16 protein-coding genes and 1 tRNA gene are annotated in these 13115 nt (G+C 41.1%); 16 read left to right on the top strand and 1 reads right to left on the bottom strand.

The window, feature by feature from the left end; all coding sequences use genetic code 11:
• Nucleotides 1-9: 9 nt before the first annotated feature.
• The 6 genes from AC1DV1_RS15815 (at nucleotide 10) to AC1DV1_RS15790 (ending at nucleotide 5637) form a co-directional block, all read left to right on the top strand.
• Nucleotides 10-774 (top strand): GIN domain-containing protein, encoded by a 765-nt coding sequence (locus AC1DV1_RS15815; protein ID WP_477360850.1) that lies wholly within the window; start codon nucleotides 10-12, stop codon nucleotides 772-774.
• Nucleotides 775-801: 27 nt separating this feature from the next.
• On the top strand, nucleotides 802-975 hold the full coding sequence (locus AC1DV1_RS15810) for a hypothetical protein (RefSeq protein ID WP_477360848.1): 174 nt from the start codon (nucleotides 802-804) through the stop codon (nucleotides 973-975).
• Between the two features lie 89 nt (nucleotides 976-1064).
• Entirely contained in the window at nucleotides 1065-1637 is a 573-nt protein-coding gene (locus AC1DV1_RS15805) for a TlpA family protein disulfide reductase (protein WP_477360846.1), read from the top strand.
• Nucleotides 1638-2635: 998 nt separating this feature from the next.
• Nucleotides 2636-3139: an RICIN domain-containing protein gene (locus tag AC1DV1_RS15800; RefSeq protein ID WP_477360844.1), complete on the top strand. Its 504-nt coding sequence runs from the start codon at nucleotides 2636-2638 to the stop codon at nucleotides 3137-3139.
• Between the two features lie 23 nt (nucleotides 3140-3162).
• On the top strand, nucleotides 3163-4551 hold the full coding sequence (locus tag AC1DV1_RS15795; protein ID WP_477360842.1) for a PQQ-dependent sugar dehydrogenase: 1389 nt from the start codon (nucleotides 3163-3165) through the stop codon (nucleotides 4549-4551).
• A gap of 108 nt (nucleotides 4552-4659) precedes the next feature.
• Nucleotides 4660-5637 (top strand): GlxA family transcriptional regulator, encoded by a 978-nt coding sequence (locus AC1DV1_RS15790; RefSeq protein ID WP_477360840.1) that lies wholly within the window; start codon nucleotides 4660-4662, stop codon nucleotides 5635-5637.
• A 63-nt stretch (nucleotides 5638-5700) separates the two neighbouring features.
• Here the strand turns inward: AC1DV1_RS15790 and AC1DV1_RS15785 are convergent, their stop codons facing one another.
• Nucleotides 5701-6330, bottom strand: coding sequence for an HAD family hydrolase (locus AC1DV1_RS15785; protein ID WP_477360838.1), 630 nt, complete (start codon nucleotides 6328-6330; stop codon nucleotides 5701-5703).
• Between the two features lie 64 nt (nucleotides 6331-6394).
• Here AC1DV1_RS15785 and AC1DV1_RS15780 point away from each other — a divergent pair.
• The 10 genes from AC1DV1_RS15780 to AC1DV1_RS15735 all read left to right on the top strand — a co-directional run bounded on the left by AC1DV1_RS15780 (nucleotide 6395) and on the right by AC1DV1_RS15735 (nucleotide 13069).
• Nucleotides 6395-6468 (top strand) — tRNA-Ile (locus AC1DV1_RS15780).
• A 315-nt stretch (nucleotides 6469-6783) separates the two neighbouring features.
• A complete protein-coding gene (locus tag AC1DV1_RS15775; RefSeq protein WP_477360836.1) occupies nucleotides 6784-8076 on the top strand; it encodes a site-specific integrase in 1293 nt (430 codons plus the stop codon).
• Nucleotides 8073-9119 carry a PDDEXK nuclease domain-containing protein gene (locus AC1DV1_RS15770; protein ID WP_477360834.1) on the top strand — a complete coding sequence of 349 codons (1047 nt, stop codon included), beginning with the start codon at nucleotides 8073-8075 and terminating at the stop codon, nucleotides 9117-9119. The genes AC1DV1_RS15775 and AC1DV1_RS15770 overlap by 4 nt, the downstream gene beginning before the upstream one ends.
• Nucleotides 9116-9505: a helix-turn-helix domain-containing protein gene (locus tag AC1DV1_RS15765; RefSeq protein ID WP_477360832.1), complete on the top strand. Its 390-nt coding sequence runs from the start codon at nucleotides 9116-9118 to the stop codon at nucleotides 9503-9505. The genes AC1DV1_RS15770 and AC1DV1_RS15765 overlap by 4 nt, the downstream gene beginning before the upstream one ends.
• Before the next feature lie 566 nt (nucleotides 9506-10071).
• A complete protein-coding gene (locus AC1DV1_RS15760) occupies nucleotides 10072-10458 on the top strand; it encodes a helix-turn-helix domain-containing protein (RefSeq protein ID WP_477360830.1) in 387 nt (128 codons plus the stop codon).
• A 10-nt stretch (nucleotides 10459-10468) separates the two neighbouring features.
• Nucleotides 10469-11344 (top strand): aldo/keto reductase, encoded by an 876-nt coding sequence (locus AC1DV1_RS15755; protein WP_477360828.1) that lies wholly within the window; start codon nucleotides 10469-10471, stop codon nucleotides 11342-11344.
• Between the two features lie 310 nt (nucleotides 11345-11654).
• Nucleotides 11655-11972 carry a helix-turn-helix domain-containing protein gene (locus tag AC1DV1_RS15750; RefSeq protein WP_477360826.1) on the top strand — a complete coding sequence of 106 codons (318 nt, stop codon included), beginning with the start codon at nucleotides 11655-11657 and terminating at the stop codon, nucleotides 11970-11972.
• A 50-nt stretch (nucleotides 11973-12022) separates the two neighbouring features.
• The gene (locus AC1DV1_RS15745) at nucleotides 12023-12340 is read left to right on the top strand and encodes a hypothetical protein (RefSeq protein ID WP_477360824.1); all 318 of its coding nucleotides are present in this window, start codon (nucleotides 12023-12025) and stop codon (nucleotides 12338-12340) included.
• 49 nt (nucleotides 12341-12389) lie between these two features.
• On the top strand, nucleotides 12390-12806 hold the full coding sequence (locus AC1DV1_RS15740) for an AAA family ATPase (RefSeq protein ID WP_477360822.1): 417 nt from the start codon (nucleotides 12390-12392) through the stop codon (nucleotides 12804-12806).
• Nucleotides 12770-13069 (top strand): ParA family protein, encoded by a 300-nt coding sequence (locus AC1DV1_RS15735; protein WP_477360820.1) that lies wholly within the window; start codon nucleotides 12770-12772, stop codon nucleotides 13067-13069. Before AC1DV1_RS15740 ends, AC1DV1_RS15735 begins: the two co-directional genes overlap by 37 nt.
• Nucleotides 13070-13115 lie beyond the last annotated feature (46 nt).

Below are 13115 nucleotides of genomic sequence, written 5' to 3'. Positions count from 1 at the left end.
TATGAATTTATGAAAACCAGCACAAAATTAATCATCATACTTTTTACCTGTATCCCGGTATCATTACTGGCCTACAATCTGCTCCTTAAAGCCCAGTATAACAAGGGCAACTTTAACCGCGACCTTTATCCACAGGATAACAGCGTATTTGTTACCAAGCCTGTTTCGCCAGCGTTTAAACATATTGTGATAGATGGATCATTGAAGATGAAAGAAACAGGCGGGTTTGAACAGTGGATGGCCCGGATCTGGATAGGTAAAAACAACAAAGCAACACAGCCCGGCGGCAACGCGGTGACGGTGAACAGCGAATTAAAGGAAAACCTTGAAACATTAGTAAAAAACGACACGCTGTTTATCGCCTTCCGGGTAAGAGACAAATTTGATAACAACGCCAGGAACTGGAATGATGAGGGTGATATCGTAAAGATTTTTGCAGACGATATTCAATCTGTCGACATTAAATTCGCTTTCGTAACTATAGCCGGCAACCTAAACAATGCCGATTCTTTAAAACTGCATGTTGCTGATGGCAGTCATTATGATGTAAACAACCTGTCGGTTAAAAAATTGGATGTGGTGGCGGCCGACAGCTCATATGTAAGCATTACAAAAAGCAATCGTATTAACATGCTTAACTACTCGCTACTGGGCAAAAGCAGCCTTAAAGTTGATGAAAAGCCCGCCGGACAGTTCCATCCCGGTCGGCTTGATAGTACGGCTAAAATTCAACTTACTGGCAGGGCAACTTATATGCAAAGCCAGCTGCATTGAATTTTGAACGTTATAATCGCCTAAGTCATGATCAGATCAGTAAACTTTTGGATTGGGGCTATCTTACTGGCATTCGTGCCCTTGTTATTAATCGATATCGGAACGCATTACCTTGCCTGGCAAACAGAAGTGAGAGAACAGGTTATTTACGCAGCGCAGGACGTTTACAGTTTTAGCAAGCAGGATAAAGCGGCAATTTAGATAAAGCATTTGAGCGTAACCAGGCTTTAACATTCCTTATCGCATTTAAAGCTTCTTTTTGCCTGTTGTTCCTAATTGCTGGTATTTATATGCTCAGCAAGTTCTTAAAGACCAATAAAACAGGCTTTCTTAAATCATTAGTGCACATAGTTAGCCTGGCAATTGTGTTTTTGGGTTTAAAGCTTTGGGGAGTGATGGCATTGAATACACCACAGGATGTCAAATTTATTAATATTAACAAAGGCAACGTCTCGTTTAAAAAATTGATAGCCGATAATTTTAAAGGCAAAGTGGTGTATGTTGATTTTTGGGGCACAACCTGCGGCCCCTGCCTGGCCGAGTTTGAAAACTTTACCCACCCCTTAAAATTGAGATACAAAACAAACGCCAACATAGCTTACCTGTATATATCACGGGGTAACCGGTATTTGTGGAAACAACAGATAGAAAAATATAAAATAGACGGCAGCCATATTTTCCTTAACGATAAAGCGTATGACAACTTATATCACAACTCGCTTGGCAACGATACAGCAATGGTTTATATGCCCCGTTACCTTATTACCAATAAAGCGGGCAGCGTAGTTATCAACGCTGCCAAAAGCCCGAGTGATAAACAACAGTTGTACGGGCAATTGGATATGTATTTAAATCAACAATAACAACCTACCCATATAAAACAAAAAAGATGGGTAGCCTAATGCTATCCATCTTCTGTTTACAACTAAATGTAATGCTTAATTATTTCGCAACTTTTTTAGCTGGGATCAAAGGAACGATGATAACTGCTAAAAACAGGGCAACTTCTAATACGATTAACATGATTTTAATTTTTTAATGATTATTAAATTATTGATGGGGTTTGATACCTAATTATTTCGCAACTTTTTTAGCTGGAATTAACGGTAATACAATAACTGCTAAAAATGCTGCAACTTCTAATACGATTAACATAGTTTTAATTTTTTAAGTGATTTATATATTATTAATAGCTCCAGGAAGCATATTGTTAATCGCATAAATCCCTAATTTATATGGGCTTAAGTGATAAACATTTTCGGTTTCCTGAACAGTAATCGACTAAAAACATGCCATAAAAACTCCCGGGGTTTTGAGCGTTAAAAAGCAAAAAAATAAAATTGCCGTATTTTAAAATTCATAAAACTTGAAGGGCTATTTCGAAAAATAAAAAGATGGTTTAAGGAGCAATAAAAAAATAAACTCTTGTTTTTCAGAAGTAAAATTTCCGATCACCAGAAATCAATAAAATTATGTCATAAAAACCTGACATAACTAAAAATCGATGTGTTTCAGCTAAAAAAAAAGAAAAATATGCTCCAAAAAGGGCTTTGACCGAAAAAATGCTACCTCATTTGTTGTTTCAATAAAAAAACAATGCTATTAACTGTCTGTTTTCATCCCCTTAGCCTTTTGATATTTTTTTTGCCAATTTGTCACACAGCATGACACAACCCGAGTGTACTGACAAAAAATCCTGAAAAATCTACCAAAAACCTGCCAAACAAAGCAACAAGATCCCAAATCGAGGTTAAATTTCTTAATCACAGGTATGCCAAACTGTTTTTATCCAGGTGTGCCAATAATCAAACAATTTGGTTAAATTGAGGGTTGATTTAATAGTTTAACCATTTACCTAAACATGAAGAAAACACTACTGCTTTTGAGCCTTCAGCTTTCGCTCTCATTTTTTGCTTCGGCCCAGGATATTAAAGGCAACTATGCCATCAAAAACGTACAAACTGGTATGCTATTACGGGTGAAGGATGCCGGATCAAAAAATGGCACACCGTTGGTTGCCTACTATCCCGAGAATTGGAAATGCATGACCTGGAATTTTAAAAATACCGGCGAAAATAGCTACCAGCTACAAAACTTACTCACTAACAAAACTTTTCAACCGGTTACAAAGGCAGATATCAATGTAGCATTTGAAGAGCAACCCCTGGTTGATGCTTCGCCTAACCAGCAATATGAATTTATTGGCGTAAAAAAAGATACTTATCTTATTAAATTGAAAGGTACTGATTTATACCTAACGCCGGCCGATATTAAGGGTAAAGTAAACTCGGCCATTATCCTGGCATCAAAAAGAAATACCCCCGAACAGTTATGGACAATATATGAACAGTCTCCCACGATGTAGTCACTTTTATTAACCTTGATAAAATGAAAAAAGGATTGCTGATTATCTGTATTGCTTGCTTTACATTAAGCGCATTTATATACAATGAAGGGCAATTACCTCAGGTAAGCCCTCCCGCAGGTTATAAAGTGGATACACTGGCAACGAACCTTGTGGTGCCCTGGCAAATTGTTTTTTTGCCAGATAATAGTATGCTGTTTACCGAGCGCCCCGGCTGTGTGCGCATTTATCGCAATGGTAAATTATTGGCAAAACCGGCTTTTATTATCCCCGGTATACCCTTAAGGAATAAATCGGGGTTATTGGGTATGTGTATCCATCCCGATTTTACCAGCAACCGTTATATTTATATCGCTAACGATTATCTTGAGGAGAATAAGATGCGTTTAGCCATCACCCGCTATATTTTCAAAAACGACACCCTTACTAATCCTTTTAACATATTAAAGGGAATCCCGGCCAATCAAAATCATACAGGCTGTCGCCTTGTATTCGGACCTGATAAAAAACTATGGATAACCACCGGAGATGCCGACCAACCAGCCTTAGCACAGGATTTAAAGGCCTACAACGGCAAAATTTTGCGGGTTAACGATGATGGCAGCATCCCATCCGACAATCCTTTTTATAACAACGATACTGCCCGTAAAGAAATTTGGACCTACGGACACCGCAATACCCAGGGCCTAGCCTTTGAACCAGGAACCGGCGCACTGTTCAACTCAGAGCATGGGCCTACCGGAGGGGATGAAATTAACATCATAAAAAAGGGCGAAAATTACGGATGGCCTGTAATACACCACCGCGATACTAAAATTGGCATGAATACCCCGTTAGCCGAGTACACACCATCAATCGGCCCTGGCGAGGCTATGTTTTATTCGGGCAAAGCATTTCCGCAATTGCAAGGTTACCTGCTGGTTGCTTGTTTAAGAGGTGAGCAAATTTTAAAAATACAACTTGACCATGATAAAATTACCGCGCAGGAAGTATTGCTGAAACAACAGTATGGCCGTGTCCGGTCGTTAGTGACAGGGCCCGATGGTTACATCTACTTCTCCACTTCCCAAATCGACCCGGCAGAAGGCAGTCCGCGCCCCAATTATGATATGATATTGCGGCTAAGGCCATCAGGCAGCAGCGATAAACCGTTGTTATCCCAAAAGCTTATTGAAAATAAGCCCATCCTGAAATCAACACAAAAACAAACCGCGGGGATAATGTTTCATCAACTATGTGCCAGTTGCCATGGCGATAATTTACAGGGAACCAATAAAACACAAAACCTGCTTGCCGGCAAATTTAAATATGGATCAACTAAAGCATCCATTATCAAAAATATAACAAATGGCATTACAGACCAGGGCATGCCTGCATGGAACGGCGCTATAAGTAAGGGTGATATCAACTAGATTGCGAATTACATATATAAAAAAACCAGGATGAGTATAAAACATAAATAATATGATGGTTTTAAACAAAGTATTGTTTGCATTAACGCTTTATTATATTTTTGAGATATGAAGCATATATCTATCCTGGTACCCAAAGGCGCTATATTAGGCAGCCTTGAAGGTTCGCGCCAGTTATTTACCCAGGTGAACCAGTTTTTTTTATCAATGGGAAAAGACCCTGTTTTTAAAGTTGAGCTTGTTGGCCTGCAAAAAGAAACGCCAATCAGTGGTGGTTGTTTTACTGTAAATTCGCATCTTTTGATCTCGGATGTTAAAAAAACAGACCTGATCATCATCCCTGCACTTGATGGCGAGATAACGAGCGCTATCGAAAAAAATAAAGAATTTATCCCCTGGATAACTGATCAATATAAAAACGGCGCCGAAATTGCCAGTTTATGTATGGGAGCGTTCCTGTTGGCGTCAACCGGCTTGCTGAAAGGTAAAAGCTGTGCTACCCATTGGATGGCTGCCAACCAGTTCCGTACCATGTTCCCCGATGTAAACCTGGTTACCGAGAAAATTATTACCGACGAGCAGGGCATTTATTCAAGCGGCGGCGCATTCTCATACCTTAACCTGATTTTATACCTGATTGAAAAGTTTGCCGGCCGGGATATGGCCATTTTAAGTTCAAAGGTATTTGCTATCGAAATGGAGCGTACCAACCAATCGTCATTTATTATTTTCCAGGGACAAAAAGACCATTCGGATGACCCGATAAAAAAAGCACAGGAATTTATCGAGAAAAATTACTCAGAAAAAATAAGCGTCGAACAACTGGCATCTATGTTTGCCTTAGGTAGGCGCAACCTGGAACGCCGGTTTAAAAAAGCCACCTCCAACACCGTTGCCGAATATATTCAACGTGTAAAAATAGAAGCAGCTAAAGTGAGTCTTGAAACATCCCGCGATAATGTAAACGAGGTAATGTATAACGTTGGCTACACCGATAATAAAGCCTTCCGTAATACATTTAAACGTATTACCGGGCTGTCTCCAATGGATTACAGGAATAAATATCAGCGCGAATATTTGAACTGATTAATTGCCCCTTTATGCGTTGTTGTGAAGTATCCAAATGTTGCTGCCCCATTTAAATCCCGGTTATAAACCCGATCGTTTAAAAAACTGCTGAATAGTATCGGGCTTAGTCATTAAAAGTGTCTGGATCCCCAGCTTTTGGGCACCCTCCAAATGCTGCGGACTATCATCTATAAAAAGCGTCTCGGCTGGGTTTAGGCTATTTTCATCCAATACCATCTTGAATATCCTGGCTTCGGGCTTACGTTTGCCGGTGAGATGCGAGTAATACGCTTTTTCGAAAAGGTGATCGTTGCCATCAAACCCAAAATCATCTTTCAAGTATTCCATAATGTGATCATAATGGATAGCGTTGATGTTACTCAATAAAAATGTGCGGTATTTTTTTTTCAAATCGAGCAATAATTCGTGGTTTCCGGGCTCAATTCCGAGCAACATACTGTTCCACGCGTCGTTTATTTGGCTATCTGTGAGGCCATGATTGCCCGATTTTTGCCTGATATAGTCCCTAAACTCCCCGGCAGACACCTCTCCCCTATCAAATTTATCAAAAATTTCGTCCTGTTGTTTATGACCAAAAAACTCAGATGCATTACTGATACCCAACTGGTTCCAGCCTTGCTGAGCCAGCCTGAAATCGATATTAAAGATGACATTACCGTAGTCGAAGATGATATTTTTGATATTTTGCATAAAGGGTTTTGTAAATTGACTGCAAATATGTAAAATTGCACCCGTTAAATAAACACAAATAACCGCGCCTATAGCTCAGTCGGTTAGAGTAGAAGACTCATAATCTTTTGGTCCCTGGTTCGAGCCCAGGTGGGCGCACAAAATGGCATTTCTGCCAGTGTAAAAACCCTCTAAGTCGTTGATTTAGAGGGTTTTTTATTTTATTCGAATCCTTTTCAGTCCTTACGAATGCACATGGTAGAACACCAATCCGGCGACCTGAAATTAGTTTTTAGATTTAGGTCGCTCAAACGTGTTAATGGACTGTAGTACAGTATTTTAAGTGAGTTAAAAAAGATCCGAAAGGACTCAGAAATACTGCAATTCTAAATTCCTGCGGCGACCTGCGAGCGACCTGAAAAAGACGATTTCAGGGTGTAATTAATCATTTTATTCATTTAAAACTGTTAAAAGATGAAAACATCGCAGTCATTTGGTGTGCATTTTACCATCAAAAAAGAGAAAGCAAAGGACGGGGTTACGAATGTTTACGTCGCCGTCGTTATCAACAAGGAAAAGGCACTTTTCGCCTTAAAGCATTATGTAAAGGTCGATAGTTGGGACAAAGGACGCGGCGGTCTGAAGCTCAAAGTTCCCGAAGCGAAAGAGACCAATGCCTACCTGGAACAGGTCAAATTCACGATCACTACTTATTACCAGCAATTACAGATCGCAGGCAAGGAAGTTACCCCGCAATTACTCAAATCCATGTTCCTCGGTGAACAAACAGAGGAAACGTATTCCCTCAGCAAACTGATGGATTATCACAATGAGACCGCCTCTGCGGCTCTGACCTGGAGTACGCTGAAACATTATGCAGTAACCCGCCGGTATTTAGAAAAGTTCCTGAAAGAAAAGCGGAACACAACGGACGTTAAGATCCATGAGATCGACTATAAGTTCATCATAGATTTTGAGACCTATCTCAGGAACCATAAACCCAAGGACCATCAGAAGCCATTAAACAACAACGGCGTGATGAAACACCTGATCCGCCTGCGTAAAATGACGACACTGGCACTGAAACTGACCTGGATATCCCGTGATCCTTTCAAGAACTACAAGTTCCGCTATAAAAAGGTTGAAACCGCTTTTCTGACAAATGCAGAACTAACGGCGATTAATGATCATGAGTTTGGTGCGGATAGTCTTAACATGATCAAGGACTTCTTCTTCTTTTCCTGCTATACAGGCCTTTCATTCGTTGACCTGATGAATCTTAAAGAGAACAATGTGGTAACCGGCGAAGATGGTGACAAATGGTTAAAGCTGTTCCGTCAAAAAAGTAACGAACCTACGAACATACCTATACTCGGGCCAGCCCGGTCGATCATGGATAAATACAAGGATAATCCCCGCTCAATCGCAGGTGGAACGGTATTTCCGACCATGAGTAACCAAAAAGTGAATAGCTATCTTAAAGAGATCGCTAAGATGGTCGGTGTAAAAAAGACATTGACCTTTGGCGTTGCCAGGCACACTTTCGCTACGACGATCACGCTTTCCAATAATGTTCCTATAGAAACGGTCAGCAAAATGATGGGACATACCAAGATCGCGACCACTCAGATATATGCCCGCGTGTTGTTGAAAAAGATCAGCGAAGACATGAATGTGCTTAGGGAAAAACTCGAACCGGAAGCACCTAAACGCAAAGCAGGCCGTAAAGGACGCATAGGAACTACACTTAAACGTGTAAGCAAATGAGGTCCGCTGAAGTAAATCCACTTTTCATGTCAGTCAAGGCACTGATCGAAGAGTCTCGCAGCCAAGTTGTCCGCAATGTGAATACGGTGATGATCCACACCTATTTCCATATTGGCAAGATGATCGTTCATGAACAGCAAAACGGTAATGAACGTGCAGAGTATGCGGAGGAAATTGTCGCAGCTTTGAGCAGATCCCTTAGCGCCGAATACGGTAAAGGTTACTCCAAACGCAACCTGGATTATTTCAAACAATTCTATTTGTTATACCGCGACCGAATTGTGCAATCACCGATTGCACAATCTGAATCCGGCGAAATTCCGAAATCACTGATTTCGTTTTCTGAGCATTTCAAAGTAAGCTGGACACAATACATACAGCTTATGCGCATCAACGATGTTAGCGAGCGGGAATTTTATGAAAAAGAGGCAGTCTCCAATAATTGGTCGGTCCGCGAACTACAGCGTCAGTATAATTCGTCTTTCTATGAGCGACTTGCATTGAGCAGTGATAAAAAAGGCATGCAGGAAGAGGCCCGGAAAGGACAATTGACAGAGACGCCGGTCAATACTTTAAAAAGCCCGTTCGTACTGGAATTCCTGGATTTGAAGGAAGACAGCGGCTATTCCGAGAACGAACTGGAAACAGCCATCATCAACAAACTCGAACATTTTATGCTGGAGTTAGGCAAAGGGTTTTTGTTTGAAGGCCGTCAACGGCGGATAAGTTTAGACGGCGATCACTTTTGGGTCGATCTTGTATTCTACAACCGAATATTAAAATGCTTTGTACTTATCGACCTGAAGATTGGCAGATTAACGCATCAGGATATCGGGCAAATGCAGATGTATGTGAACTATTACGACCGTAAAGTTAAAACTAACGACGAACGGCCGACCCTGGGCATCATACTTTGCAGAGCGGACAACAGATCAGTTGTGGAATTTACCTTACCGCTCGACAATGAACAGATATTCAGTAAAGAATACAAATTATATCTGCCAAGTAAAGAGGAACTTAAAAAACAAATAGATCTGCTATGAAAACAGTTTTGAAATACAAAGTCATCAGGGACAGAAGACAATATAATTCGTATTGCGACACGCTTCAAAGGTTGTTAGCTTCCGGAACCGTTCCGGCTATTCAGGACGAGATCGATCTGCTCACACTGCTGATCGAAAGCTATGATAAGCAACAGCAAGTTCCCGGCGACCATGACCCGATCACGTTGCTACGGTCATTTATGGACGACCATCAGTTAGCGCCGGATCAACTGGCAGCGATACTCAATATTAGCGATGGGCATGTGTCAGCTATTCTTAATCATGAAAGGAGTTTGTCCAAAGTGTTGGCACGAAAGCTTGCAAAGCATTTTAAGGTCCGGCCGGAAGCTTTTAACTCTTCTTACTCACTAAATAAAGATCAATAATATGAAAACCCAACAAGCAATAGATGAGTCCGGTGCCCTGATCCTTCATGCCCGTTTAGCCCAGGATAAATTCGGTATTGCCAGATCTATATACCAAAGGCAGAAAATGACATTGGAAATGTTTCCGCCCCTGTCCTGCGGACCATAGTCGAAAAAGATCCGGGAGGCCAGTTTTATATCGGATTTGAAGTTTAATTCTCCCAGTATCACAAATTGTGTCTCCTTAAATAACAATGAGGTTGCAAGTTGCGACCTCATTGTTATCGAAGAATCGCTGAAATAAGATGACAAAAATTTTCTTTACTCCGACACTATTATGAATACGTTCGTGCCTGGTTAGGAGAGTAAAGTCCCGCAAGTCAGCAGGGCTTTTTATTTGCCCTCAGAAAGTGACTAAAAGATAGTGACACAATCAATTGTAAGGTAATTAAAATAAAAGGTATATACTTAACCTCTAACTTGCTTTAATAAAGACGTCGAACATTGGTTTAACCGTAAAACTACTCGATACTTCACCATTTTTTATTGGTCCTCTTTAATAATTTTGTAGCAGAATAAAAAAACGAATGATGGGTAAGCTTCCTGATGTTTATATTTCCCGTAAGGCCGAGATCGTGGCACAGTTCAAAGATGTTCTGGAGAACCATATGAATGATTTTATGGCCGGCCGCGTCAATAAGATGTATGAACTTAAGGAAATTGCTGATATTATCTGCCTGCATCCCGGCCACTTGAGCAAGGTGATCAAACTGGAAACCGGCCATCACGCCTGTCACTTCTATGAGCAACGGATACTACAAGAAGCCAAAAGGTTATTGATCGATACAGCTTTACCCATCAAAATTATTGCCCACACCTTGGACTACGACGTTTCCAATTTTACCAAGTTCTTTAAAAGGTTCTCGGGTATGACACCATCACAATTCAGGAAAACATTAGAGAACACGATTTAGATTTAAAAAAATGAGAAACAAAAAAGTTATTATCGGAGCGGGAACAGAAAGCCCTCTAACCGCCTGTAAACCAGGTTACGGAACTATGCGTTTAACGGGTGAAGACTTTTATGGAGAACCACGTGATCGTGACGGGTCTATTGCACTCTTGAGGAAAGCTGTGGAATTGGGTGTTAACTTTTTCGATACCGCAGATTTTTACGGGCCGAATGTAACCAACAGGTTACTGGCAGAAGCCTTATATCCTTATCCTGCTGACGTCATTATTGCCACTAAGGTTGGTGCAAGAAGAGGATCTGACAAAAGCTGGCTGCCCTATGGCAAGCCTGATGAATTGAGAATCAGTATAGAAAATAACCTTAGAGAATTAAAACTGGAACAACTTGCTTTGGTGCATTATGGTAAAGCAGGGACCAGTGGAGACGAGTATGAAGAGGGCTTGGGAACCATGATGGCCCTGCAAAAAGAAGGAAAGATTCTGCATTTAGGGATTAGCAACGCATCAGTTGATCAATTTAACAGCGCGATTAAAATGGGTAAAATTGCCAGCGTAGAGAATATGTATAGCTATACGCAACGTACTACTGATCCAAACAGTCCTTATGGGTTTCAGGGAGGTGAAGTACTGCCTTTGTGCGAAGAAAATCAAATTCCTTTTATTCCTTTCTTTTCATTACAAACGTCATTGCCAACAGCGCAAAACAAAATGAAACAATTAGCGGATACCAAAGGTGTTACTGTTGCTCAACTCAACATCGCCTGGCTGCTTCATAAATCTGCGTGGATATTACCAATTCCCGGTACTACCTCTATTCAACATCTGGAAGAAAATATAAATGCAGCTGATATTGAGCTATCGGAAGATGAACTAGATTTTTTAGGTTAATTCTCAAAGCTTAATGTATGCTGTAATTGATAGTCTGCATAAGCTCTTAAGTTAACATTTGGCTATCTTATAAAAACCCCGGGCATTAAAGCTGGGTTTTTTTATTGAACGTATTTGATCCATAAGACCATTTGGAATTCTGTTCATAATCGGTGAACTTAACGCTTACAATGAACTTCCATCGTTCATTTATAGTCTTTTTTAATCCTTTCGGATGTTTATAGCCTGAAAAAGACCACCATGTATTCCAAGGTTGTCAAATAAACAACCATTTCCTTTCAAATTTTGCAGTTCAATAAATTTTAAAGTTATGGACAAAGCAAATGAACAAAGAAAGACCATGGGCGTGGTTGCCAATAGGAACCAGATACTCACCCTTGGTGACCTCGTAGAATTTAAAGAAGATATGCTTCAGGAGGTCAAACGCATTATGAAAGAATGCGTTAGCGGCTCGCCCGGCAAAAAGTGGCTTAAATCTGCTGAAGTGAAAAAACTGCTCGGCATCTCTCATGGCTTCCTGCAATCACTTCGCGACAGCGGCGTGCTGCCTTTTACCAAAATAGGCGGCTCGATCTATTATGATTATGAGGACATCACTTTTATGATGTCTGCCAACAAAAGTGCCTGACGTTTAACCGGCCGGGCCTGCTCCAGTGTCCGGCCATAATCTAACCATCTATGTTATTCCCAGCTATAAAACGTAAAGCAAAACGCATACCTGCCGGTTGCAGGACAAAACCTAAACCGGAACCGATCCGTCAAAGAGGTTTCGGCACCGAAATGCCGCCGCAAAAGATTTTGGTCGAGATCTATTTTGATCAAAAAGAACTGTTCGCGCAGGCAGATGCATTTTTCGATCACTACGAAAACGCGCAGTGGCGCAGCCCCAAAGGTACACCTTACCGGAATTGGAAATTACTGGCCGGAGAATGGATTTTTAATTATCACCAAGAAAAGAAATTGGAAAAACGGCAGCGCGAGAACGCGCTGCTATAAGGCTAGAAAACTAACAATCTATCATTATATATCAATAGCAAAAATCATTATGGGAAAGATCATCACCATTGCCCACCAAAAAGGTGGCGTAGGTAAAAGCACTTTAGCAATCAACCTGGCCTTATGTTTTCAGGACCAGTTATCGGTGGCACTTGTAGATACCGATCTTCAGGGCAGCCTTTATCATATCCGCGAAGATTTCCCGGATATAGCGATCATCGGCGCGGATAAATTGGAAGATATCCAAAAGCTGTCATATGACCTCATTATCGTTGATACGCCTCCTTATCTTTCTAACCGCTTACCGCAATTGTTCCGCTATTCAGATTTTATTCTCGTACCGACCAAGGCCGGTTTTTTCGATGTGATGGCCATCTTTCAACTGGCAAAGGGGGCCTTTTTGAGTGGGCCAAAAGGGGTCATTTTGGTGTGTTTTATCCAGCCATCCGCTCTACCCTGGAACTGATCAGGGAAGCCCAGCAGCAATCTCCCCACGTCAAAGCGGGTATCGTTTTCAATATGGTAAAACCGAGATCTGGGATTACCCGCGAGGTCGCCGAACTGCTGCAAAGCATGGGTTTGCCATTGCTTAAAACAAGAGTTTATGACCGGGTAAGTATCGCTCGCTCGTCAATGACCGGAGGTATCTTAAACGGCACGGACAAGCGCGCCAAAGAAGAGATCATGGCCTTGACAGAAGAAGTAGTTGAATGTATCAGCGGCGACTAGCATGATAGCTTTTTATTTCTATAGGAAGCTAGCATTATCGCATCCT

It is taken from the genome of Mucilaginibacter sp. P4_D1 (genome assembly GCF_056401935.1).
The sequence above is the reverse complement of the archived record's forward strand: the minus strand, read 5'-3'. Positions and strand labels throughout refer to the sequence as shown.

Bases quoted from the DNA above. Each gene is read 5' to 3' on its own strand.
- AC1DV1_RS15815 (WP_477360850.1), top strand. From the start codon at position 10: ATGAAAACCAGCACAAAATTAATCATCATACTTTTTACCTGTATCCCG.
- AC1DV1_RS15810 (WP_477360848.1), top strand. From the start codon at position 802: ATGATCAGATCAGTAAACTTTTGGATTGGGGCTATCTTACTGGCATTC.
- AC1DV1_RS15805 (WP_477360846.1), top strand. From the start codon at position 1,065: ATGCTCAGCAAGTTCTTAAAGACCAATAAAACAGGCTTTCTTAAATCA.
- AC1DV1_RS15800 (WP_477360844.1), top strand. From the start codon at position 2,636: ATGAAGAAAACACTACTGCTTTTGAGCCTTCAGCTTTCGCTCTCATTT.
- AC1DV1_RS15795 (WP_477360842.1), top strand. From the start codon at position 3,163: ATGAAAAAAGGATTGCTGATTATCTGTATTGCTTGCTTTACATTAAGC.
- AC1DV1_RS15790 (WP_477360840.1), top strand. From the start codon at position 4,660: ATGAAGCATATATCTATCCTGGTACCCAAAGGCGCTATATTAGGCAGC.
- AC1DV1_RS15785 (WP_477360838.1), bottom strand. From the start codon at position 6,330: ATGCAAAATATCAAAAATATCATCTTCGACTACGGTAATGTCATCTTT.
- AC1DV1_RS15775 (WP_477360836.1), top strand. From the start codon at position 6,784: ATGAAAACATCGCAGTCATTTGGTGTGCATTTTACCATCAAAAAAGAG.
- AC1DV1_RS15770 (WP_477360834.1), top strand. From the start codon at position 8,073: ATGAGGTCCGCTGAAGTAAATCCACTTTTCATGTCAGTCAAGGCACTG.
- AC1DV1_RS15765 (WP_477360832.1), top strand. From the start codon at position 9,116: ATGAAAACAGTTTTGAAATACAAAGTCATCAGGGACAGAAGACAATAT.
- AC1DV1_RS15760 (WP_477360830.1), top strand. From the start codon at position 10,072: ATGATGGGTAAGCTTCCTGATGTTTATATTTCCCGTAAGGCCGAGATC.
- AC1DV1_RS15755 (WP_477360828.1), top strand. From the start codon at position 10,469: ATGAGAAACAAAAAAGTTATTATCGGAGCGGGAACAGAAAGCCCTCTA.
- AC1DV1_RS15750 (WP_477360826.1), top strand. From the start codon at position 11,655: ATGGACAAAGCAAATGAACAAAGAAAGACCATGGGCGTGGTTGCCAAT.
- AC1DV1_RS15745 (WP_477360824.1), top strand. From the start codon at position 12,023: ATGTTATTCCCAGCTATAAAACGTAAAGCAAAACGCATACCTGCCGGT.
- AC1DV1_RS15740 (WP_477360822.1), top strand. From the start codon at position 12,390: ATGGGAAAGATCATCACCATTGCCCACCAAAAAGGTGGCGTAGGTAAA.